This is a genomic window from Desulfovibrio sp. An276 (assembly GCF_002159665.1).
Lineage (GTDB): Bacteria > Desulfobacterota > Desulfovibrionia > Desulfovibrionales > Desulfovibrionaceae > Desulfovibrio > Desulfovibrio faecigallinarum.
Window position 1 is genome coordinate 1 of sequence record NZ_NFJC01000041.1, and the last position, 23,950, is coordinate 23,950.

18 protein-coding genes and 2 rRNA genes are annotated in these 23,950 nt (G+C 57.0%); 14 read left to right on the top strand and 6 right to left on the bottom strand.

The features are described 5' to 3' along the window. The 12 genes from B5F76_RS15175 to B5F76_RS12685 all read left to right on the top strand — a co-directional run. Window positions 1-109 (top strand): 23S ribosomal RNA (locus B5F76_RS15175); the annotation flags it as partial. A 51-nt stretch (window positions 110-160) separates the two neighbouring features. Further along, a 5S ribosomal RNA gene (gene rrf / locus B5F76_RS12630) occupies window positions 161-275 on the top strand. Between the two features lie 455 nt (window positions 276-730). After that, window positions 731-2,128, top strand: a complete 1,398-nt coding sequence (gene ltrA / locus B5F76_RS12635; RefSeq protein ID WP_204218410.1) for a group II intron reverse transcriptase/maturase — start codon at window positions 731-733, stop codon at window positions 2,126-2,128. A gap of 372 nt (window positions 2,129-2,500) precedes the next feature. Continuing rightward, entirely contained in the window at window positions 2,501-4,873 is a 2,373-nt protein-coding gene (ppk1, locus tag B5F76_RS12640) for a polyphosphate kinase 1 (protein WP_239407059.1), read from the top strand. A gap of 208 nt (window positions 4,874-5,081) precedes the next feature. Beyond that, complete coding sequence (locus B5F76_RS12645) at window positions 5,082-5,780, top strand: HD domain-containing protein (protein ID WP_162608840.1); 699 nt, start codon at window positions 5,082-5,084, stop codon at window positions 5,778-5,780. After that, complete coding sequence (locus B5F76_RS12650; protein ID WP_087355135.1) at window positions 5,765-7,354, top strand: Ppx/GppA phosphatase family protein; 1,590 nt, start codon at window positions 5,765-5,767, stop codon at window positions 7,352-7,354. Before B5F76_RS12645 ends, B5F76_RS12650 begins: the two co-directional genes overlap by 16 nt. A gap of 346 nt (window positions 7,355-7,700) precedes the next feature. Then, the gene (gene dnaK / locus B5F76_RS12655; RefSeq protein ID WP_087355137.1) at window positions 7,701-9,620 is read left to right on the top strand and encodes a molecular chaperone DnaK; all 1,920 of its coding nucleotides are present in this window, start codon (window positions 7,701-7,703) and stop codon (window positions 9,618-9,620) included. Between the two features lie 336 nt (window positions 9,621-9,956). Further along, window positions 9,957-11,252, top strand: a complete 1,296-nt coding sequence (locus B5F76_RS12665) for a hypothetical protein (RefSeq protein WP_087355141.1) — start codon at window positions 9,957-9,959, stop codon at window positions 11,250-11,252. Window positions 11,253-11,334: 82 nt separating this feature from the next. Further along, a complete protein-coding gene (gene gatC, locus B5F76_RS12670) occupies window positions 11,335-11,640 on the top strand; it encodes an Asp-tRNA(Asn)/Glu-tRNA(Gln) amidotransferase subunit GatC (protein WP_087355142.1) in 306 nt (101 codons plus the stop codon). Between the two features lie 10 nt (window positions 11,641-11,650). Next, a complete protein-coding gene (gene gatA / locus B5F76_RS12675; protein WP_087355144.1) occupies window positions 11,651-13,114 on the top strand; it encodes an Asp-tRNA(Asn)/Glu-tRNA(Gln) amidotransferase subunit GatA in 1,464 nt (487 codons plus the stop codon). 393 nt (window positions 13,115-13,507) lie between these two features. Next, entirely contained in the window at window positions 13,508-14,023 is a 516-nt protein-coding gene (locus B5F76_RS12680) for a GlcG/HbpS family heme-binding protein (protein WP_087355147.1), read from the top strand. Between the two features lie 237 nt (window positions 14,024-14,260). Next, the gene (locus tag B5F76_RS12685; RefSeq protein WP_087355149.1) at window positions 14,261-15,721 is read left to right on the top strand and encodes an NAD-dependent succinate-semialdehyde dehydrogenase; all 1,461 of its coding nucleotides are present in this window, start codon (window positions 14,261-14,263) and stop codon (window positions 15,719-15,721) included. Window positions 15,722-15,822: 101 nt separating this feature from the next. On the opposite strand, the gene recR is transcribed toward B5F76_RS12685, so the two are convergent. The 4 genes from recR to B5F76_RS12705 form a co-directional block, all read right to left on the bottom strand. After that, window positions 15,823-16,434, bottom strand: coding sequence for a recombination mediator RecR (recR, locus tag B5F76_RS12690; RefSeq protein WP_087355151.1), 612 nt, complete (start codon window positions 16,432-16,434; stop codon window positions 15,823-15,825). A gap of 3 nt (window positions 16,435-16,437) precedes the next feature. Beyond that, window positions 16,438-16,749, bottom strand: coding sequence for a YbaB/EbfC family nucleoid-associated protein (locus B5F76_RS12695; protein ID WP_087355152.1), 312 nt, complete (start codon window positions 16,747-16,749; stop codon window positions 16,438-16,440). 122 nt (window positions 16,750-16,871) lie between these two features. Next, entirely contained in the window at window positions 16,872-18,851 is a 1,980-nt protein-coding gene (gene dnaX, locus B5F76_RS12700; protein ID WP_087355154.1) for a DNA polymerase III subunit gamma/tau, read from the bottom strand. A gap of 81 nt (window positions 18,852-18,932) precedes the next feature. Then, the gene (locus tag B5F76_RS12705; RefSeq protein WP_087355156.1) at window positions 18,933-19,856 is read right to left on the bottom strand and encodes a branched-chain amino acid transaminase; all 924 of its coding nucleotides are present in this window, start codon (window positions 19,854-19,856) and stop codon (window positions 18,933-18,935) included. A gap of 500 nt (window positions 19,857-20,356) precedes the next feature. Here B5F76_RS12705 and B5F76_RS12710 point away from each other — a divergent pair, with 500 nt between their 5' ends. Together B5F76_RS12710 and B5F76_RS12715 are read left to right on the top strand one after the other, a co-directional pair. Next, a complete protein-coding gene (locus B5F76_RS12710; RefSeq protein WP_087355158.1) occupies window positions 20,357-22,078 on the top strand; it encodes a hydantoinase/oxoprolinase family protein in 1,722 nt (573 codons plus the stop codon). A 59-nt stretch (window positions 22,079-22,137) separates the two neighbouring features. Next, window positions 22,138-22,620 (top strand): tRNA (cytidine(34)-2'-O)-methyltransferase, encoded by a 483-nt coding sequence (locus B5F76_RS12715; RefSeq protein WP_087355160.1) that lies wholly within the window; start codon window positions 22,138-22,140, stop codon window positions 22,618-22,620. Window positions 22,621-22,668: 48 nt separating this feature from the next. On the opposite strand, the gene B5F76_RS12720 is transcribed toward B5F76_RS12715, so the two are convergent. Beyond that, window positions 22,669-23,070, bottom strand: a complete 402-nt coding sequence (locus B5F76_RS12720; protein WP_087355162.1) for a putative toxin-antitoxin system toxin component, PIN family — start codon at window positions 23,068-23,070, stop codon at window positions 22,669-22,671. After that, window positions 23,067-23,312, bottom strand: a complete 246-nt coding sequence (locus B5F76_RS12725) for an AbrB/MazE/SpoVT family DNA-binding domain-containing protein (RefSeq protein ID WP_087355164.1) — start codon at window positions 23,310-23,312, stop codon at window positions 23,067-23,069. The genes B5F76_RS12720 and B5F76_RS12725 overlap by 4 nt, the downstream gene beginning before the upstream one ends. Window positions 23,313-23,950: the final 638 nt, after the last annotated feature.

Genomic DNA, 23,950 nt, shown 5'->3' on the forward strand with positions numbered 1-23,950 from the left:
GACATAAGTCCTGTAGGGCCGAGGAAGACTACCTCGTTGATAGGCTGGAGGTGGAAGTGCCGTGAGGCATGGAGCTGACCAGTACTAATAGCCCGTGAGTCTTATTCTTATAAAAAAATAAACTTCCTTCCTCCCTGTTTGATTATATATTCGCATATTTCTTGGTGACCATGGAGAGGAGGGTACACCCGATCCCATTCCGAACTCGGAAGTTAAGCTCCTTTTCGCCGATGATACTGCATATCTTCATGTGGGAAAGTAGGTAGTTGCCAAGATTTTTCATGAAAGCCCCGTAGAGCACGTTCTGCTCCGGGGCTTTTTTTTTGTTGTGCGCCCGGCATGGCGCAGTACTAGGAGGTGCAAGACCTCTGGGGGCCCGGCAGCGGGAACCCCGAGCCGAAAGACAAGGGGCTTGTCGCGAGGCAAGTTCTGAAGGAAGTCTATGGCAAACCACTGACCTAACGAACAGAAACCGTATATGAGGCTGGCGTGTCGGATGAGAGGGCAACGATACTCAAAGTCCAATAGCTGCACGGAAGGCACGAAGGTAGATGCGGTGGGTATAAGTGGGAAAGTGCTGTGTCTTACCCGGGGAGGCCTCACAGACGGCAGCGATGCCGGAGTAACGCTTGCTGTGAGGAGTCAGCAGAGGGTGTAGTACCCTCCATTTGGAGGCGAAGGCCTGAACCTCTAAACAACCATCATAGGCGTTGAAATTTCAGACACGAACATGTGCGATGCAGAAGCCGCTGGGCAGAACCCCCGGACCGTTCAAAGGGTAGGTGACGGAATCACCGAGAGTATGAAAGGTGTATCAAAGTGTCTGGCAAGGACAGAGACCAATGGTGAGTCAAACCTTATGGAGGAGATTGCCGACTGGGAAAACGTGTACAAGGCGTTTCTCAAGGTCAGAGCCAACAAAGGTTGTCCAGGTGTAGACCGGATGACCATTGAAGAAGCCGGCCTAATTATAAGAGAGCAATGGGAGTTCTATCGAACTCTTCTGCGAAAAGGCCTTTATCATCCGCTTCCGGTATTGGGAGTTTCCATTCCCAAACCAGATGGAGGCACAAGACAGCTTGGGATTCCAACTGTTATAGATAGAGTCATTCAGCAGGCCATTGTTCAGAAGATAGAACGCCGATTTGATGTCGAGTTCTCGGAAAGAAGCTATGGCTTCCGAAAAGGACGCAGTGCTCATCAAGCGCTTCAACAAGCCCGTGAATACGTGGCAGAAGGAAGACGATGGGTAGTGGACATCGACATAGCCAAGTTCTTTGACAGGGTAAACCATGACATATTGATGGCAAAGGTAGCCAGAAAAGTACATGACAAAAGAGTTCTTAAACTCGTAAGACTGTACCTTCAGGCAGTCCTTATGACAGGGGGACTAATATCCCCTAGGACGGAAGGATGCCCGCAAGGAGGACCTCTTTCACCCCTGCTATCAAATATTATGCTGGATACACTCGACAAAGAACTGGAGCGCAGAGGACATTGCTTTTGCAGATATGCAGATGACTGCAATATCTATGTCAAGAGTAAGAAAGCTGCAGAAAGAGTATTTGTTTCCGTAACCTCATTCCTTGAAACCAAGCTCAAGCTAAAAATCAACCAGACCAAAAGTATGGTTGCCAGACCGTGGAAAGCAAAGTTTCTAGGATACACTATGACAGCTAATCAGAAGCCTAAACTTAAACCGTCACCAGTATCGGTCAAGCGATTTAAGAATAGTCTGCAGAAGATTTTCTTCATGGCAAGAGGTTGGTCATTCCTGGATACAGTGAGAGAACTAAAGCCAAAAATCAATGGATATGCCGCATACTTCTGTCTATCCGAAACAAAGGCTACATGGGAGGAGCTGGACCAATGGTTAAGGAACAAAATGCGATATCTCATTTGGCAACGATGGAAGAAACCCAAAACCAGATACAAGAATCTGATTCGATGGGGAATTGACCCGGAGACTGCTCGGAAGGCGGCAGGCAATGGTAGGGGAGCATGGTGGAACAGCCACCAATCCCACGTGCACAGAGCCTTCCCGAATGCGTGGCTAAAGAAGCACGGACTCCTGTCGCTTCTCGAAATAACGGAGTGCCTCAGAGCCAAGAAAGCCTTGTTTAGTTGAACCGCCGTGATACGTGACCCGTACGTCCGGTGGTGTGGGAGGTTGGAGCGAGCGATCGCCCCCGCCTACCCGATCATGTGCTCCAGGGCCCTGACGATCGACTTGTTCCATTCGATTTGTTTCATTGTGACAGACGAGGCCAGGAATTGGCCTGTATTGTCACAGTATTGTCACATGTTTTTGACTTGACAGTTGGTTTGCTGCAAGCAAGACTGTGCCACAAATTTTTGTCGCTCCTTTTCCCTGCATCCTACGTGCATGCGAATCTGGCAGTGTGGGCAGTCTGTTCAGAAAAAAGGAAAAGAATGTGCGCCTTCCTTGCACGGATGGCAGAGCACAGGCGATCCCGCTACATGCCCAGGAGCACATCTGATGAGTGACATGAGTGAACAGTCCCGCGAAAATGAGGCTTGCACAGACGATACAAATGCAAACACTTCTTCTGCGGTAGACGCTTTCCCGGATGAGTCTTTGGAGAACAACAAGCTGCCACAGACCGACAGTGCTTGCGAGACACAGGCCCCTGACGGTCAGGAGGAAGAGAACGTGGGCGATCAGGCTAAGGAAAAGAAGGTGACCTGTCCTCTGGACATTCCCGAACTCGAACCCTGCCTTGAAAGCGAATTGCATGATCTGGATTGTTCGGGGCTGTACATCAACCGCGAGATCAACTGGCTTGAGTTCAATGATCGTGTACTGCAATGCGCCCTGGACAAATCGCTTCCCCTGCTTGAGCAGTTCAAATTCCTCTGCATCTTCTGCAACAACCTCGACGAATTCTTCATGGTGCGCGTGGCAAACGTGCTGCGCCAGTACCGCTCTGGTGCTGTGCCCTCTGGCCCGGATCGTATGAGCCAGGCAAAGCAGCTGGCGGAGATACGCCGCAGAGTCATGAAGAGCACTGCCATCTGCCAGGATCACTGGAGAAAGAAGCTCAGTGGTCAGCTGGCCGACAGGGGCCTGCGCTTTGCCCGCTACTCGGATCTGAACGAAAAGCAGCAGAAGTTCCTTGACGATTACTTTGACAGGGAAATCTACCCTGTCCTCACACCCCAGGCCATTGACCCCACCCATCCCTTCCCGACCATTTCCAACGTAAGCCTGAACTTCCTTGTCCTGCTCAACGACAAGGAAGGCAACAGGCACTTTGCGCGCGTGCGCTGCCCTGGCAACGTCTCAAGGCTCATCTATGTTCCCCGCGGCAAGAGCGGCAAGGAAAATCGCGACGGCAAGGCCTATGTGGAACTGGGGCTTGTGAGCAACATGCGCGACATGGACATCTTGCTCCTTGAGGATCTGGTAGAGGCCCATCTAGACCAGCTCTTCCCCGGCTACGAGGTCGCGTCCTGTGGTGTCTTCCGTATTACCCGCAACACGGATGTGGAAATCGAGGAGGACGAGGCAGACGATCTGCTCGAGGCCGTGAAGGATCTTGTGGATCAGCGCCGCTTCGGCCAGGTGGTCCGTCTGGAAACTGCCCACGGCATGCCCGCGGATGTGCGCGAATTCCTCATCGAGAAGCTCAATCTGAAACCCTTCCAGATCTACACTGTGCGCGGGCCGATGGCTTTTGCTGACCTCATGCCCCTCTACGGTGTGGACAGGCCCAATCTCAAGATTGCCAGCACTCCGGGTCATGTGCTGAATCTGGAAAGCGATCTCTTTACGCGCATCCGCAAGAGGGACGTTCTCCTGCACCACCCCTACGACAGCTTCTCCACAGTGCTGGACTTTGTCTGCAAGGCAGCCAAGGACCCGGCAGTTGTTGCCATCAAGCAGACTCTCTACCGTGTGGGCAACAATTCCCCCATTGTGCATTCCCTGGTGGAAGCCCGCCGCCGCGGCAAACAGGTCACTGCTGTTGTTGAACTCAAGGCGCGCTTTGACGAGGAGCGCAATATCACCTGGGCAGAGGAGCTGGAAGCTGCAGGCGTCAATGTTGTCTACGGTATTGTGGGCATGAAGATTCATGCCAAGCTCTGCCTTGTGGTTCGTCGCGAGCAGGAAGGCCTCATGCGCTACGTGCACATAGGCACAGGCAACTACAACCACTCCACAGCCAAGATATACACTGACATGGGCCTTTTGACCTGCAACGAGGAGATTTGCGCGGATGTGACGGATCTCTTCAATGTCATGACAGGCTATGCAGTGCGCAATTCCTACCGCAAGCTTCTGGTCTCGCCCAAGACCACGCGCTCCGGCATCATCGATCTTATCAATCGCGAGACGGCCCTGCACAAGAAGCAGGGCGGAGGCCTTATAATCCTCAAATGCAATCAGCTTGTGGATGCCCGTACCATCAAGGCTCTCTACAAGGCCTCCATAGCAGGCGTGAAGGTGCGCCTCATCATCCGCGGCATCTGCTGCCTGCGCCCAGGGATCCCCGGGGTGAGCGAAAACATCACTGTCACAAGCATCGTGGGACGTTTCCTCGAACACGTGCGCACCTACTACTTCCGTGCAGGTGGCGAGGATATCATGTACATTGGCAGCGCGGACCTCATGCCCAGAAACCTGGACCACAGAATCGAGGTTCTGGTGCCCATCCTGGACGAGAGGCACAAGGCCTACATCCGCGACCATGTCCTTGGCTGGCAGCTGGCAGACAATCAGCAGGCCTGGCTGGAAGAGCCCGAAGGTACCTACACAAAGGTCGTCCCCCAGGCTGGCGAGCCCCTGATAAACGCCCAGGAAATGCTTTTGAAGGAAGCCATTTCCGGAAGAATGGACTGCGACGACTAGCCGACAAAGTTTTTTTTTCCTCTTGCCGGAACTTTCGCCCAACAGGGGCAACATGATACAGACAGGGACTGCAGTGCCGCGCATGAATTGCGCGGCACGGACCAGCCCCTCTTTTGCGAAAATGGCCCCTTTGGGGCACAGGCAACTTTCAGACACAGGGTGTGGCGCCCATGCCCTTCATGGACAAGGGCCATGCCTTTCACACACCATGACAAGTACGAACAAAGCCTCTACCGAAATTGCGCCCAAGAAGGCCTCACTCACCCTGCGCGCACAAATCTCGGATATGCAAGGCGAGCTTGCGTCCGACTCTGCGCTCAGGATTGCCCTCTCCCACGGACTGCAGGTGTCGGACCTTGCCCTTGTGTTGTATGATTCCCTTGCACCTCTGCACGGCCTTTCCGCCCCCTGGCGCGAGCGCCTCATCTGCGCGGCACTCCTGCACGATTTGGGCCAGGTCTTTGGCATAAGGAAGCACCACAAGAACACCCTGGCCCTTCTTCTGGAGGAGAAGGCCGCAGAAGATGAAGGGACTGCTTCCTGTACAAGGGCCCTTGTCTCCATCCTGCCGGAGAAGGAGCGCCTTGCAATTGGCCTTGTTGCCCGCTACCACCGCAAGGCATGGCCCTCCACCCTTGATCCGCTCTTTGCAGGCCTTAGCCTGCAGGAAAGGCTCGGTGTCAGTGTTTGTGCTTCCATTTTGCGCATAGCGGACGCTCTGGATGTCTTGCACACGAACGAAGTGCAAAGCCTTCGCGTGATAGTGGACGATGCAAGCGTTGTTCTTGAGCTGCACGGAGCCTATGGCCCCTGCGCTACCCTTGAGGAACACGCCCTGAGGGCCAGGATGAAGGGCGAACTTTTCATGGATCTTTTCGGGAGGGAGCTTACATGGCGGCTTTGTTAGGTGAAATCAACGGCAACGGGCGCGTTGTCGCCTTCATTGACCTTGGCAGCAATTCCCTGCGCCTGCTTGTGGCCCGCATCACCCCCGCAGGTGTAGTGCGCGTTTTGAACGAGGCCAAGCAGATGGTGCGCCTTGGGGAAGGGGCCTTTGCCACCCACGAGCTGCAGCCCAAGGCCATGGAGCGCACCATGGTGAGCCTGTGCTCCTTTGCGGACATGTGCCGCGGCTACGGTGTCGAGGAATACATTGCCGTGGCTACTGCTGCCTCGCGCGATGCCGACAACGGCGAGGAATTTCTCGAAAGGGTGCGCGAAAGGACAGGCATAGACTTCGAGATCATTTCCGGCAAGGAAGAAGCACGCCTCATCTGGCGCGGCGTTGCCTCTGGCTGGGAGCAGAGCTCAAGCCTGCGTCTCTACCTTGATATCGGCGGCGGCTCCACGGAAATGGCGGCAGCCTCCACCAACCACGCAGAAGAGCTGGACAGTCTGAAGATTGGCTGTGTAAGGCTTGCCAACATGTTCCCCACAGGGGAAAAGCCAGTAGGCACCAAGGTCTTCGAAAACATGAAGATGTACGTGCGCAACGCTGGTGTGCACGCCTTTCGCCGCATGGCAAAGCTGAATATCCCCCAGCTTGTGGCAAGCTCCGGCACAGCGCAAAACCTTGCCCAGATAACGGCCCTCTTGGGTCAGGGGCACAATGCCCCCGATACCCCAACCATCCTTTCCTACCGCGGCCTTTGCCGCTGCGTGAAGGAACTGTGCTCCAGATCCCGTGCCGAAAGGGCAGAGCTTCCGGGCCTCAACCTGAAGCGCCTTGATGTTATCGTGCCAGGTGCAGCCATATTGCAGACCGTCCTCGAGGAAATGAACTTCGATACGGCCTACATCACCTCCAGGGGGCTGCGCGATGGCATGGTTCACGAATACGTGGAGCGCTTTTGCCCTGGCGCCAGCGCCTATTCCAACAAGAGCATACGCGAAAAGAGTGTCCTTCGCCTTGGCAGGAGCTGCCGCTTCGAGGAAGGGCATTCGCGCCACGTCTGCGATCTCACCCTGCAGCTCTTTGACAGTGCAAAAGCCATGGGCCTGCACTCTCACGACGGGGAGGTGCGCGAGCTTGTGGGTTACGCTGCACTCCTGCACGACATTGGCATCTTCATAGCCTTTTCCAACCACAACGCCCACAGCCACTATCTTGTGAGCAACTCCGAACTGCTTGGCTTTGGCGAGAGGGAAGTGCGCTTCATGGCAGCCCTTGCCTTCTTCCACAGGGCAAAGCCGGGCAAAAAGCACGCCATCTACAATGAGCTCGACGATCGCACAAAAGCCCTTGTGCGCATAGACTCCCTCTTTTTGACCATTGCCGAGGCCCTGGACAAAAGCCACAGCGGCCTTGTCACAGACGCACTCTTCAAGAGGGACAAGAAGACCTGTGTTCTCGAGATCACCTGCAAGGGACAGGCTCCTGTTGAGCGCAGCCGCCTTCTGCGCTGCGAGGAGAGACTTAAAAAACTGTGCGGCGATGACATGCGCATAGACTTCAATGAGCCCGCACAAAGGGTCTTCTAGGCCCCATTTCCCATGCCCCTTTTTCCTATGGTCCGTGACAGGGAGACAGCCTTCCCCCTGTTGCGGGCCTTTTTTTGCGTTCCATACTCCCTCATGGGGTGTGGCTTTGGGGCATGGCGTGCCATGGCCGACATCATGGCAAAAATTTTTCTCCTGCGGGCCTTCACTACTGCAAACTCTGTCTTAACTATTGGGCAAGCTGAAGAGGAACAGCAGGCAAGAGACGGCCGGGGCCGGCCCTGAAGGCCCTCTGCCCCATGCTCTGGCCTGCAAATCAAATCTGCAAGATACTCGCAAATTCAAATAACTAAGCAATGAAGTTCTGCTTGAGGAGGCAATACATACCATGTCCAAGATTATAGGCATTGACCTCGGAACAACAAACTCTTGTGTCTACGTGATGGAAGGCACTGAGCCCAAATGCATCACCAACTCGGAAGGCGGACGTACCACACCTTCCATTGTCGCCTTTACGGACAAGGAACACCTTGTCGGCGAGATCGCAAAGCGTCAGGCAGTGACCAACCCCACACGCACTATCTTTGCCATCAAGCGTCTCATGGGCCGCAAGTTCGACAGCCCCGAGGTGCAGCGCTGGATGGCCAGCTCTCCCTACACCATCAAGCCCGCAGCCAATGGCGACGCAGGTGTGGAAGTGGACGGCCGCATCTACAGCGCCCCTGAAATTTCCGCCATGGTTCTCGCAAAGCTGAAGGCCGATGCCGAAGCCTACCTTGGCGAGAGTGTGACCGAGGCTGTCATCACAGTCCCCGCCTACTTCAACGACGCCCAGCGTCAGGCCACCAAGGACGCCGGCCGTATCGCAGGCCTTGAGGTCAAGCGTATCATCAACGAACCTACCGCTGCCTCCCTGGCCTACGGTGCCAACAAGAAGGAAAACGAGAAGATCGCAGTGTTCGACCTTGGCGGCGGCACCTTCGATATCTCCATCCTGGAAGTGGGCGACAACATCGTGGAAGTGCGTGCCACCAACGGCGACACCTTCCTCGGTGGCGAAGACTTCGACCAGCGCATCATCAACTGGATGGTTGAGGAATTCAAGAAGAGCAACGGCATCGATTTGAGCAAGGACAGCATGGCCCTGCAGCGCCTGAAGGAAGAGGCCGAAAAGGCCAAGAAGACCCTGTCCACCTCCATGGAGGCGGACATCAACCTGCCCTTCATCACCGCTGACCAGAACGGTCCCAAGCACCTTGTCATGAAGCTCTCCCGTGCCGCCTTCGAAGCCATGGTGGCAGACCTTGTGGAACGCTCCAAGGAGCCCTGCCGCAAGGCCCTGGCAGACGCCGGCTTCCAGCCCCATGACATCGACGAGGTCATCCTTGTCGGCGGCATGACCCGTATGCCCATGGTGCAGAAGATGGTGGGCGACTTCTTCGGCAAGGAACCCAACCGTTCCGTGAACCCCGATGAAGTGGTCGCAATGGGCGCAGCCCTGCAGGGCGGCATCCTCATGGGCGATGTGAAGGACATGCTCCTTCTCGACGTGACCCCGCTCAGCCTCGGCATCGAGACCATGGGCGGCGTGTTCACCCGCCTCATCGACCGCAACACCACCATCCCCACCAAGAAGAGCCAGGTCTTCACCACTGCCTCCGACAACCAGCCCTCCGTGTCCATCCACGTTCTGCAGGGCGAGCGTCCCATGGCCAACGACAATATGACCCTGGCCCGCTTCGATTTGACCGGTATTCCTCCGGCGCCCCGCGGTGTGCCGCAGATTGAGGTGACCTTCGACATCGACGCCAACGGCATCGTGAACGTGTCTGCCAAGGACACCGGCACCGGCAAGGAGCAGTCCATCCGCATCACCGCTTCCTCCGGCCTTTCCGAAGAGGAAATCCAGCGTCTTGTGAAGGAAGCCGAGTCCCACGCAAGCGAGGACAAGAAGAAGCAGGAGCTCATCGAGGCCCGCAACAAGGCCGACAGCCTGATCTACGGCACCGAAAAGTCCATGAAGGACCTTGGCGACAAGGTGGACGCCCAGACCAAGAGCGATGTTGAAAAGCACATCGCAGAGCTCAAGACTGCCATGGCAGGTGAGGACGTAGCAGCCATCAACGCAGCTGCGGACGCTCTGGCCAACGCTTCCCACAAGCTTGCCGAGCAGCTCTACCAGCAACAGAACGGCGGAGCTCAGGGCCCGCAGGCAGGTCCCCAGGGTGCCACAGGCCCCCAGGGCGGTCAGGCCGGCAAGGGCAATGACGACGTTGTGGACGCCGACTTCACCGAAGTGAAAAACTAATATCCCAGGGAACATCCCGCTGCCCGAAAAGGTCTTTTTCGGGCAGCGTCCCTACCATGAAGGGACAAGGGGACAAGGAAATGGTGCCTTGCCACATTTCGGAACAGTGCATCACCTTGTTCCGGCATCGCTCTGCCTCCTTGCGTGTCGGCAATGTGTATACTAAAAAGGGCATGGCTCTCCTTGATGGACTGCCAGCCCTTTTTTCATGTCTGATGCAGACAAAAACCTGCTTCCCTGCCCGCATACGGGAGAGGAGGCGGCTCATTCGAAGGATGGACAGCCGTGGCAAGATCGTTCTTCCGCAGTGTTTTGGCTCTGGTTCTTGTGTGTAGCATGGCTTTGCTTGCCGGCTGTGCCCTGCCGGGCTTCTTGCAGCAGGGCAAGAAGGAGCCGCCCAAGCCAAGAGAGCCCAAGGCCACCACAGTGGCTTTGGTTGTGCCCGCAGGCCAAATGGCAAGTGTCGTGAACAGCCTGACAGGTGGCGCAAGGCTGGCAGCCCAGGAACAGCCTGCTTCTTCCCCTGTGAAGGTGCAGGTGGTGCGCATGCAGGGCAACTGGCTGCAGACTCTGGCAGCACTCCCGGACAACGCTGTTATCGGTGGTCCTGTGACTGAGGCAGCCTACAGGCAGATGAAGCAGGCCGGCATCATGGACAAGAAGGTGGTCTTTGCCTTCATGGCCCAGATAGACGCTGGCGACGAGGGCACGAAGGCCTGGCGCTTCTTCCCCAGCATGGACGATCAGATAGACGCCATTGTGGAGCTGGCCGTAGACAGGCTGGATCTGCGCACCATGGCCTCCTTCGGGCCGAGCGACAACTATGCCAACAAGGCGACATCCCTGCTTGAGCAAAAGCTCGCCTCAAAGAACGTCATTTTGCAGCGCATACAGGCTACGGGAAGCCCCGACACCTGGGGTGCCCTTGTAAAGCCCTACGTGAATCCCACAACGGACGAGGCAACAGGCGCGCTCATTCCGCAAACACCCTTCGAAGCGGTCTTCTTGCCTGACTCTTGGCGCAGGCTTTCTTCTGTGCACACTGCCTTTGCCAGCAACGGCGAGGACAGGCTTGTCATGTTCGGCACCATGCTCTGGGGCGGCTTCAACAACCGCGGCACACAAAACGCTTCGCAGTACGCTCTTGTGACCTATCCCGCAGCCTACGTGAGCTCGCGCGCCCCTGCCTCCTTGGCAAAGAGCAGCTACTCCACCTTCTGGGGAGCCCTTGGCTACGACTTTGTGCGCTTTGCCAGCCGCATGAACATCAAGGGACGCCCGGGCTCTTCCGAAGTCAGCGCCATGGCAAGGCAGGCTGCTCTCATGAACTTTGTGCTGGCCCCCATTTCCTATGACTCCAGGGGCAGGGCAAAGCAAAACCTCTTCATGGTCCAGCCAGGTGTTGCGGGTTCCACCCTTGTGGATGCGACCGCCCTTGGCAACGCAAGAAAGGCCGCTGTCCTTCGCGCAGAAGAGCGCAGGGCCCACGCAGCAGAGCTCGAAACCACACCCCTTGGTTCGGGAGAGGGAGCAGGCACCATTCAGCAGCCTGTGCAAACAAGGCCCACAGGCCCCATCATGCGCACAACCCCGCACTCCTCGCACAAGCTGAGCCTGCCTGGCGCGCGCTAGAAATTTTTTTCAAGGGCCCCGGCAAGGGGCCCGAAACGCGAAAAAACAATACCTGGCCCCAAAGCCAGAACAAGGATATGCAATGTCTCAAGACAAGACTGAAAACAAGATTTCTGCAAAGGACGTGCAGCATCTTGCCCAGCTTTGCCGCCTGCGTCTGAGCGACGAGGACGTGGAGCGCTTTTCCAGACAGCTGAGTTCCATCGTGGACTACATGGAGGTGCTCAACACCATCGACACCAGCGGAGTGGCTCCCCTGTATTCCCCTGCCGAGCACAAGATACAGTACAGGCAGGATGTGGCGACCCATGTGCGCACCCGCGACGAGGTCCTGGCCAACGCGCCCGAAAGGGACGAAAACTACTTCATTGTGCCCAGAATCGTGTAGGGGGAAGAGAATGGAAGACATCACAAGCCTTTCCTTAAGCGCCTGCGCAAGCGCTCTCAAAAAGGGCGAGCTCAAGGCCACAGAGGTCACCGCAGCCTGCCTTGAGCGCATCCTGGAGACCGAAGACGAGATCAATGCCCTGCTCCATGTGGACGCCGAAGGCGCCATAGAGCTCGCAGAGAAGATGGACAGCGAGGGCCCCGATCCCGCAAAGCCCCTGTGGGGTGTGCCGGTCACTGTGAAGGACGCCCTGGTCACGAAGGACATGCCCACAACGGCTGCCTCGCGCATCCTCGAGAACTTCAAGCCCATGTACGACGCCTTTGTGGTGGAGCGCCTGCGCGAGGCAGGGGCCATCATCATCGGCAAGAACAACATGGACGAATTTGCCATGGGTTCCACCACGGAAAATTCCGCCTACAAGGTCACCCGCAACCCCTGGAACACGGACCTTGTGCCCGGTGGTTCCTCCGGTGGCTCCGCAGCAAGTGTTGCTGCCGGCCAGTGCTTTGCCTCCCTTGGCTCGGACACAGGCGGATCCATCCGCCAGCCCGCAGCCTTTTGCGGCTGCGTGGGCCTGAAGCCCACCTACGGCAGGGTGTCGCGCTACGGCCTCATTGCCTACGCATCCTCCCTGGATCAGGTGGGTCCGCTTGCAAGGACTGTCGAAGATTGCGCACGCATGCTCTCCGTCATCGCAGGCCACGACGAGCGCGACATGACCTCTTCTCCCGAAGCCGTGCCGGACTATCTGCAGGGCCTCGGAGCCACGGACCTTGCCGGACGCACCATTGGCCTTCCTGCCGAGTATTTTGGCGACGGCCTCTCCGACACTGTGCGCAAGGGCATAGACAAGGCCATTGACGCCTTGCACGACATGGGTGCCAAAACCATCGAGGTGAGTCTGCCGAGCACGAGTGCAGCCATCTCCGCCTACTACATCGTGGCCATGGCCGAGGCTACCTCCAATCTTGCCCGCTTTGATGGCGTGCGCTACGGCCACAGGACCGAGAACCCCGAGGATCTGCAGGAGCTCTACACCCGCTCCCGCATGGAAGGCTTTGGCGACGAGGTGAAGCGCCGCATCATGCTGGGCACCTTCGTGCTCTCCGCCGGTTACTACGACGCCTACTACAAGAAGGCAGCCCAGGTGCGCAGGCTTGTGCGCGATGAGTTCCTGGCTGCCCTTGGAAAGTGCGACTGCCTGCTCGCCCCCGTGTCCCCCTCCGTTGCCTGGGCCATAGGCTCCCACATCGAGGATCCCCTGCAGAACATCCTCATGGACGCCTACTCCTGCCCCATCAACCTGGCAGCTCTGCCGAGCCTTGCCCTGCCTGTTGCCCTGTCCGACAAGGGCGAACCCGTGGGCCTGCAGCTCATAGGAAGGCCCTTTGCCGAGGCCGAAATCCTGAACATCGCAAGCGCTCTTGAGGGCAGGCTCCCCTCCATAGGAAGCCCCCTGCAAAAGGCATAAGGCGACAAAACGATTTTGACGTTATTTGATTGCAAGCCCCGGCCTCCAGTGTGAGACTCCGGGGCTTTTTGTACACAGAGGTTTTCCGAAGGGAAGGGCACGATCTCAAGCCTTGCACGGCCTTCTTTTTGCATGATGCGTGTTTCCCACGTGCAAGCTGTTGCGACAACCGTACGCGACACGTCTCACGGAAAATCAAGCTCCAAAGTCCTTTTGCACACGTCCCATGAGCGCCCTTGCGGATTCCTCCCCGGGAGTCTGGCGCAAGATACGACACGGATCTTGCTTTTGTGCACCGATTGTGTACTCTTCAGAAAAGAACAAGAATCTTCTCTGCCCCAAGGTCAAAGGGTCTGGGGCAAAAACCGTTTCGGGCTATCGGAGGATAGTGCTATGCGTACCCTGTTTGCTTCCGTCCTGCTGTCTCTTGTTCTTGCCCTGCCTGCACAGGCTGCCATCGATGCCAAGTTTGCCAAATGCCAGCTTCCCGGGGATCTGACCCAGGCCCAGGCAGAAATCGTCCTCAAGGGCGCCCTCGCCAAAGCCGTTGATCAGGGTGTGCCCATGAACATTGCCGTGGTGGACGCTGGCGGCAACCTCAAGGCCTTCATGCGCATGGATGGCGCCTTCCTGGGCAGCATCGACATTTCCATCGGCAAGGCCGAGACCGCCCGCCTGTTCAATATGTCCTCGGCGGACCTTGGCAAGGCAGCACAGCCCGGTGGCGAGCTCTACGGCATTGAAGTGACCAATGACAGGCTTGTTATCTTCGGCGGTGGCGAACTTCTGCGTGATGCCAACGGTGTCATCATCGGCGCCATTGGCTGCAGCGGCGGCTCCGTGGCAGAGGACACCAACGTGGCCAAGGCCGGCGTGGCAGCCCTCAACGCTTCCTACAAAAAGAAGTAACCAGTAGCCTATACTTTGCCCGTCCGGGCTTTTCCTGAACAGTAACTTGAGGCCTCTTCCGGCAGCGGAAGGGGCCCTTGTTTTCTGTTCGCTCTGATTTTGCAGCCCTTGTCCGCACCTGACCCGATCTGCTACAGTGCAGATGGGAGAAAAAGCCATTCGGGAGCGCGTCTTTGTGCATCCCGTGTGGCCTTGGGACACTGGTACACCAACAAGGGAAGACAGGGAGTACCCACTATGGACAAGCTGAACAATCCTTCTCTCTTCCACGAAAAGTGCTACATCAATGGTTCCTGGTGCGATGCCAAAAGTGGTGAGGTCATACGCGTCACAAACCCTGCGACAGACGCGCTGCTCGGGACCGTGCCCTGCTGCGGTGAAGAGGACGCTGCTCTCGCCATCGAGGCAGCAGAAGCTGCAAGAGACGGCTGGCGCAAAACGCCCTTGCAGGAGCGCTGCCGCATTCTCATGCGCTGGCATGACCTCATCGAGGCCAACAGGGAGGATATTGCAAGGCTCATCACTCTCGAAAACGGGAAGAGCCTTGCGGATGCCAGGGGCGAGATCACGCAGAACAACGCCCATGTGAAGTGGTGCGTGGAGGAAGCGCGCAGGCTCTATGGCGCAACCATTCCGAGCGTTATTCCCAATGCAAGGCCCATCACCTGGTTTGAGCCTGTGGGCACTGTCTTTGCCGTCACTCCCTGGAATTTTCCCATGGGGATGATCTTGAGAAAGGCTGGACCTGCGCTTGCAGTGGGCTGCCCCATTATTGTGAAGCCTGCAAGTGCGACACCCTTTGCCGCCCTGGCTCTCGCACAACTGGCGGACGAGGCAGGCATGCCAAAGGGTGTTTTCAACATGATCACCGGCAATGCCGGAGAGATTGCCAAAGCTGCCTGTTCGGATTTCAGAGTACGCAAGGTCACCTTCACAGGGTCTACCGAGGTGGGCAAAATTTTGCTGGAAAACTCCGCCAAAACCGTGAAGCGGACATCCATGGAGCTTGGTGGAAACGCTCCTGCCATAGTCTTTGCCGACGCAGACCTCGACCTTGCAGTGAACTGCATTACCAACATCAAGTTCCGCTGCTCCGGACAGACCTGCATTTCGGTGAACCGCATCCTTGTGCAGCGCCCCGTCTACGAGGATTTTGTGGGCAGATTCATGGAGCGTGTGGCAGGGCTTCGTGTGGGAAACGGCCTTGATCCCGAGACAAACGTAGGACCTGTCATAAGTCACAAGGCTGTGGACTTTTTGCAGGATCTTGTCCTGGATGCAGAAGAAAAGGGCGCAACGGTCTGCCTTGGCGGAAAGGCACTTCCTGGGAAAGGCTCCTTCTTTGCACCAACGATTGTGCGCGACACCACACGGGACATGCGGCTTTTCAGGGAAGAGATCTTTGGTCCGCTTGTGGGCATCATGCCCTTCGACACCGAGGAAGAGGCCTTAAGTCTTGCCAACGATACCCGCTACGGGCTTGCAAGCTACTTTTTCACCCGTGATTTGGGTCGTACCTTCAGGGTCATGGAAGAGCTTCAGTACGGGATGGTCGCCATCAACGAAAGCACACTCTCCATTGCCGAAATTCCCTTTGGCGGCGTCAAGGAAAGCGGTCTTGGTCGCGAGGGCGGACGCCATGCCCTATTGGAATACGTAGATGAAAAATACGCCATGATCGGCGGCCTTGGCTGCTGAGGAGGATGGCAGACAAAATGCGAAAAGCCGCCCGGAAGCATCTTCCGGACGGCTTTTTGCAAAATTCGGACCTATCTCAAAGCGCAGGAGCCCGTAGTACCTTAACGCAGATCCTGCCTGTATTTGAGGGACTGGCGCAAGGTTTCCATATCCATGTTCTTCACTTCGCTGCCCAGGGGGATGCCCTGAGCCAGGCGGGTTACGCGCACATGGGGGAAGCGGGAGTTGATAAGTCCCTGCAGGAAGGAGGCTGTGTTTTCCGCCTCAAGGGTTGCCCCAAGGGCGAAGATGACCTCGGAAACCACTCCCTCGGCAAGTCTTTTATCCAGAAGGTCCAGGTTCAGCTTGTCTGCGCTCGAATTTTCCAGAGGGGAAATAAGTCCTCCAAGGACCAGATACTGCCCCTGGTAGAAGCCTCCGCGCTCCAGGGTGAGCTCGCTGTCCCAGTCCGTCACGATGCACAGGGTTTCCTGCGAGCGGGTCGGATCCGAGCACAAAGGGCATGTGACAGCCTGGGAGAGGCCGCCACAGCGGTTGCACAGATGCAGCTTGTCGCGCAGCTGGACTATGCTTGTGCCAAGCTCCCTTGTCAGGGCCTCGGGCCAGCTCAAAAGCGTCATTGCGACGCGCAGGGCGGACTTTGGCCCCATGCCGGGCAGGCGGCTCAGGCGCGTGACAACGTCCTGCAGGGCTTCTGGCAGTTCGCAGGACATGAACTAGAACATCCCGGGCAGGCGGATGCCGTTGGACAGGACGGTCATTTCGCGCTCAAGGCTTTCCCTGGAAATGCGGTTGGCCTCGTTGACAGCGGAGATGATCAAATCCTGCAGCATTTCAACGTCGCCGCTCTTCACAGCCTCGGGGTCGATGGTCACGCTCTGCACAATCTGGTTGCCGTTGACAACAACCTTGACCATACCGCCGCCGCTGGAAGCCTCGTAGGTGTTTTTCTCGGCCTCTTCCTTGAGCTTGCCGAGCTTGTTCTGCATGACCTGTGCCTGACGCAAGATTTCATTCATGTTGCGCATGAAAAATCCTCTCTATGGGTGTTTGGGTATTCCTGCAAAGGCCTTACGGCCTCGCAGGGCAAACCTGTTTGTGTTTTGCGAATTGATGGCCCGATTGGGCCTTATAGGTGCCTTGTAGGGGGCTAGAGTTGCTGCACCCTGTCTACGCGGGCGTGCAGTATCTCGAAGCAGTTCCTAAGCTCCGGTCTGTCGAAGACAGGGGGCGTGTGCAGGGCCTGATTGCGGTTTCTGCCGTCCTCGGACAGGGAAAAGCTTGTGCGCACACTGCGGCCCATGAAGCGCGAAAGTGTGGCCTCAAGGCTGGCCTGACTGCGCTTGGCAGTGGCAAGGAGGCTTTCTGAGTCGCACTCTATCTGCAGGGTGTCGCCCTGCATGGACACGCAGCGCAGAGCTTTCAGAATATAGGGGGGAACACCGTCCCTGTCGCTTGAAGCAAAGTCCGTAAAGGCATTCCAGTCCGGCAAAAGGGAGCCAAGGTCCTGGCCCATGCTTTCGTATTCCGCCTCGTCGCTCTCCTCGTCGTCATCATCGGACAAAGACACAGGCGCAGGGGATGGCGCAAACGCCCTGTCGGCAGGGTTCTTGTCAGATGCTCTGACAGGGGCAGCCTGTGACTGGGACTGTAGCCTCTGGGATGCTTCAGAGGGCGAAGGCTGTGCTGGCCTTGTCTGCTCAGGAGCCGTGGGCGCCTGAGCTTTTGAAAAATTTTCTGGCGCTGCTTCCCTCTTGTCCGGCATCCCGTTTGGCATAGGGGACGCCGCAGGCCTTTCCTGTGACCTTGCAGGCTGTATTGGCTGGGCTTGGGGGGCTGCTGCAGGGCGCGCTGCAACCGGTCTTTGCGCAGCCTCAGCCATGTCTGCTGGCTGCTGTGCGGGCCTTGCCGCTGGCCCGCCAGGGGAGCCCGCATAGCCTCCGGCACTGCCCGCAGGCGCGGGTGAGCCGGACTGTACGGGACTGCCTATCTGGGGTGCGCCGGCTGGCGCTTCCGGGACCAGGGATGCTGGCAGAAGCTGCGGCAAAAGGGCCAGATTCACGAGCAGAAGATCCAGGGCCGAGGCCGGCTCCGGGCTCGTGGTCACGCTGCGATGCGAGTTTATGAGCATCTGCCAGGCAGCGTGGAGGTAGGAGGGTGAAAAGCGGCTGGCAAAGCCTGACAGAAAGTCCAGCTCCACATTGGAGACGCCGAGCTGTGCCACAGGCTCGCGTCCGCACTGGCGCAATAAAAAGAGGGAGCGGAAGTGATCCACAAGCTCGCGCAGGAAAAAGCCTATGTCTACTTCTCTGGAGACAAGCTCCTTTGTGAACATGGCTGCCGCAGCGCAGTCGTGGCGGGCCAGCGCGTCGAAAAGTGTTGCCAATGCATCCATGCCGGCAAGACCCAGGACCGTGCGCACAGTGTCGTTGTTCACGCTTTCTGTGCCGTAGGAGAGCACCTGGTCCAGCAGGGACATGCTGTCGCGGGCAGAGCCTGCAGCCCTGCGGGCAATGAGGTGCAGGGCACTGTCCTCGAAGGGTATGCCCTCGAGGTTCAGGATCTTGCCAAGGTGGGCCGTGATGGTCTCTTCGGTAAGGTGTCTGAAGGAAAAGACCTGGCAGCGGCTTAAGATGGTTGGCAGAAATTTGTGGATTTCGGTGGTCGCGAAGATGAAGACAACGTGCGGCGGGGGCTCCTCCAGAGTCTTCAGAAGGGCGTTGAAGGCCTGGGGTGTGAGCATGTGCGCTTCGTCTATGATGAAGATCTTGTAGCGACCTTCCATGGGCGCAAAGCCCACGTTTTCGCGCAGGGCTCTGGCGTCGTCCACCTTGTTGTTGGAGGCACCGTCGATTTCGACCACATCCGGATGGGTGCCCTCGGTGATGCGGCGGCACTGCTCGCAGGCATTGCAGGGCTCAGCGCAGGGAGCGTGCTCGCAGTTGAGGGCTCTGGCAAAGATGCGGGCCAGGGTGGTCTTGCCAACACCGCGCGTGCCGCTGAAAAGGTATCCCGGTGCTACGCGATCCTCGGCCGCTGCCCTGGAGAGCACGGTCTTGATGAGATCCTGCCCCGCGACTTCGGAAAAAAGCTGCGGGCGGTAGCGTGTGGCAAGGGATATGTGTTTCATGTCTTTTTGGGGGCGCGCAGGGGCAAAGAGGGGAGGCCCCCCGCATGCGGGCGAGCCTCCCTGTTGTTTCGGATGTCGGAACTAGTCGATGGTGTAGGGAGCGAGCCAGTTCTGGTACTTGGGATTCTCGCCCCTGACGACCTTGAAGAATTCCTGCTGCAGATGCTTTGTCACGGGGCCGGCATGGCCTGCACCGATGGTGCGGTGATCCATCTCGCGGATGGGGGTGATTTCGGCAGCGGTGCCGCAGAAGAAGGCCTCGTCGGCAATGTAGATCTCGTCGCGGGAGAGGGGATACTCTTCCACCTGGTAGCCGAGATCCCTGGCCAGCTCAATGATGGAGGCACGGGTGATGCCGCCAAGGGTGTTGGTCAGCTGCGGGGTCTTGATCTTGCCGTCCCTCACCACGAAGATGTTCTCGCCGGTAGCCTCGGACACAAGACCCTGGGGATCCAGCATGACTGCTTCGTCGTAGCCGTCTTCCACGGCCTCGATCTTGGCCAGGATGGAGTTTACGTAGTTGCCTGCGGCCTTGGCCTTGGACATGAGGGTGTTGGGCTGGAAGCGGGTGAAGGAGCTTGTGCGGATGCGGATGCCCTTTTCCAGAGCCTCAGCGCCGAGGTAGGCACCCCAGGGCCAGGCTGCGATGATCATGTTGACGGGGTTGTGGCCGGGGTTGACGCCCATTTCGCCGTAGCCCACGAAGACCAAGGGACGCACATAGGCGGCCTTGAGCTTGTTGGCGCGCAGGGTCTCGATGGTGGCGTCATAGATTTGCTCTGCCGTGTAGGGAATGTTCATGCGCAGGATCTTGGCGGAATTGACCAGACGCTGGGAGTGCTCCTTCAGACGGAATACGGAAGAGCCCTTGTCGCCACAATCATAGGCGCGAATGCCCTCGAACACGGAGTCGCCGTAGTGAAGGGCGTGGGTGAGCACATGAACCTTGGCGTCCTGCCAGGGAACCATTTTACCGTCAAACCAGATGAATTCTGTCGTTTCCATAATAAAGACATCCTTGAGAGAAATTTCCTCTGAAAAACCTGCACTCGCGGGGGGAAGAGTGGTCCCGCGGTATTGGATCCCGCAGGGCATGGGTGTGATCAGGAGGCCAAATCGAGGGGGTAGCCCCATTTGCCGAAGATTTCCGCAATGAGGACAGCCCTTTTGTTGCCTCTGTCTTGCAGGGGCAGGGAAAAGAAATCCGGGCTGAAATTGTATTGTAAGTCGCAAGCCTGTGCAAGATGCCCGGAAATGGGAAATGGGGCCTTCATGCTAGGAGTGGATGTCATTCCGAAAGATGTCTACTTCCCTGTTTTTGGGTAAGATGTGGAGACGGGAAGACCGATGCTCTTTCCCGCAAGGCCTTTGTTGCCAAGAGCGGGGCAAAAATATAGCTTTTGGGCGCCCCATCTCCCGTATGGGAGCAGGGACGGGAGAACCCAATTTTTCCAAAACAAGCCATAAGGAGGCGGCAGGATCCTTTTGTGCCTGCCGGGCATGCCATGACAAGCAGGGACACTGTATTGAGCATAGACTGTGGCGGAACCCACACGGACGCTGTGTGCGTGCGGGCAGGCAGGGTGGAAGCCCAGGCCAAGGTCGCCACACGCCACGACAATCTGCCGCTTTCCATTTCCGAGGTGCTAGACGAGATTGCAGCCCAGCTGGGGCAGAATGCGCTTTCCCTTGTGCAGCGCATAACCCTTGGGACAACCCTGCTTGTCAACGCGGCAGTACAGGGAAGGCTCGATCCCGTAGGCCTGATTTTAAGCGCAGGCCCTGGCCTCAACCCCGAGCGTTTTGCCATAGGCGAGCACGTGAGCATCGTTCCCGGAGGCCTGGATCACAGGGGTGTCGAGGTAAGCCCGCTTGATACGGCAAGCCTTGAGAAAGATGTCGCCCTCATGGCGGATGAGGGTGTTTCGGCCTTTGCCTGTGTGGGGAAGTTCTCGCCGAGAAATCCGCTTCACGAGGAACGCATGGGCGAGGTTGTCAAAAGGGCGGCTCCGTCCGCCTTTGTCACTCTGGGGCATCGCCTGGGTGGCGAGCTCAACTTTCCCCGCCGCATGGCAACGGCCTACTACAACAGCGCTGCATTCAGGCTGCACAGGGACTTTCTGGACGCTGTGAGCGAGGTTCTTGCGCAAAAGGGCTGCAGGGCGGACATCTATCTGCTCAAGGCGGACGGCGGAGCCATTCCCCTTTCTGCTGCAAGGCCCTGCCCAGTGCAGAGCATGCTCTCGGGGCCAGCCGCAAGCGTCATGGGAGCCCTTGCCCTGGACGATCACATAGGCGACAAGACAACACTCCTGCTCGACATGGGGGGCACCACCACGGATCTGGCCTTTTTTGTGTGCGGCTCTCCTGTTCTTGACAGGGACGGCATGAAGGTGGAGGGCAGAAGGACCCTTATCCGCTCGCTTGCGACGCGCTCCATAGGTATTGGCGGGGATTCTCTTTTGCACGTGGAAAAGGGTGATTCCGGCCCTGTTCTTGAGACAGGTCCCGTGCGCGAGGGCAGGGCGCTGGCCTTTGGCGGCGCAAGGGCGACCCTGCTCGATGCCCTCAATGTGCTCAATTCCAAAGACGGCATGGATGAAGTGGCAGGCAATGTCGCTGCCTCGCAAAAGGGCCTTGCGGAACTTGGAGCCATATTGGGAGTGGAGGCAAGCCGTGCGGCAGAAATGGCCGTGGACAACGCCACGGCAAAGATTTGCGCTGCCATCTCGGGCATGACGGAAGACATAAACTCCCGCCCCGTCTATACCTTACGCGAGCTGAAAGAATATTCCGACGTGCGGCCGGAGCGCGTCTGCCTTGTGGGCGGCCCGTCGGCTTGCGTGCAGAACCGCCTCTCCCAGGCCCTGAATCTCGATGTGACAACTCTTCCCCTAGCGGATGTCGCAAACGCCGTTGGTGCTGCCCTGACAAGGCCCTCTGCCATCATACAGGTCTTTGCCCACACAGGAAAAAGGAATCTCATAGTGCCGGAACTCGACGTGACGGAATCCTTGCCCTCACACGCAAGCCTTCCTTATGTGGAGGAACGTGCCCTTGCCCTTTTGAAGGACAATCTCGCGCGCAACGGCATCATGAACTACCCCATACAGGTCACGCAATCTGAGCTCTTCGCTGTCCTTGCGGACAATGGAGCAAGCGCGAAGGACATGCGCGTCACTGCCCAGGTCGTGCCTGGCCTTGCCACAAGGCTTGTCAGATCGTGATTTTGGGCCCTGATCCAGGAAAAGTATCGAGACTTTCAGAAAGACATACAGGAATACACATGGAAGTTGTTCTCTTCGAGCCGGAAATACCCCCAAATACGGGCAACATCGCGCGCTTGTGCGCAGTCACGGGCACAAGGCTGCATCTCATTGAGCCACTGGGTTTCAGGCTCGAGGACAGGTATCTGAAAAGGGCAGGCCTTGATTATTGGCCCCATGTGCAGCTTTCCGTATGGCCTGACATGGAAGCCTTTTGCAGGGACTGGCACGCCACAAGGCCCAATGCCAGGCTTGTCATCACCTCTTCCAAAAAGGGAGGCTCTCCAGCGCACAGGTTTGCCTATAGGAAGGACGATATCCTGCTCTTCGGCAAGGAGACTGCAGGCCTTCCCGAGGAAGTGAAGGCCCTCTCTCCCCATCACGTGCGCATCCCCATGCTGAAGGAGCACGGCCGCTGCCTCAACCTTTCCACAAGCTGCGGTATAGTTCTCTACCTTGCTCTTGCTTCAAGCGGCATGCTGGATGGCGAGGAGTGGAATTGAGATTTGAGTTCCAGATAGGGGTACATCAAAGTTGGTGAGCCCTCTCTCCTAAATTGCTAAGAACTCAGCAGGAGCCACAATCACTGGGGATGTCACATTGGCCTCCAGAAAATCCTTGTCTCCGGTGAGCAGCATATCTGCTTTTGCTGCAATAGCAGCTCGCAAGATGGGACGATCGTTAGCATCCCTGATTTGCTGTTCACTCTTGTTTTCTTCGTTTGGGACAGGGACCAATTCCAGAGTACTCAAAGCGATGGCAAGAAATTTGTCCAAGGCTGCCAATTTATGAGGAAACTTCTTGTTGAAGATCCTTCTCATCTCGTCGACATTTTGCTCGTAGATTAAGCCATGATTGGGAAACGAAGACGCCTTCACATATGCCTGATACGGTGTGCCATTTGCACTTAGTGCAGCAGAAATCAGGACATTCGTGTCAATCAGAATTCTCATGAGTTCGCCAGTACATCATCTTCAGAAATCAGGCCTGCACTTTCCGCTTCTCCCGCCATATCCTGCTGAAGCTGCTGCATAGCATACACAGCGGAGTTGGCGATGCGGACATTATTACCTTGCGCAATGAATGTGACACGATCGCCGCTTGAGACGCCAAGGGCTTCACGTACAGCCTTGGGAATTATGATTTGTCCATTTGCCATAATTCGGGAATTGTCCACAAAAGTAGTCGCAATCATCTGCCTGAACTTCCCAAAAATTACCACTCAAGGGCCTGTCGATGGCTTCACAGGCCGAGAATAGCCTTCAGGGCCACCTTTTTTTTTGAGTGCTAAAGGTGCACTCAAAATTTGCCCTCAAAAAGCAACTGCCAGCCCAAGCATCAAGAAAAATATCAATAATCTACATATGTTGTATATTGAGGTGCTGCAGAATAACGGTCAAGAAGCCAATTGAGTGGTACAAAATGGGAAGTTCATCATCTGTTCTCACCCTCCTAATGAAATCGACAGTCCTTCTTTGCAGAAGTCTGCCAAGGAAGAGAGGCTACGCTGTGTTGAGCACCTTTCATGGTGCTTCTTCTCAAGCCGGTGAAATCACAGCTACGTATAGACAGAAAATAGGGTTTTCGAGTTTGGCGGTCAATCATTTTAGCAAGCAAAACACCACAATGCATGTTGCCAAGAAAGTGCATATCCTGCCCTCATTGTCCTATAGAGCCGAGGCCCTTCCCTGTGATTAGATTGGGGCCATGGAGTCAGTTCCCTGTTGACATCCTCCCCCGCCTAAAGGCGGAGGATTCCCAGCGGAAACAAGCTAGCTTGATCCCTGGGCGGGTCCGCTTCAACGAGGCAAGGAGCCTCTCCACAGGCTGTCA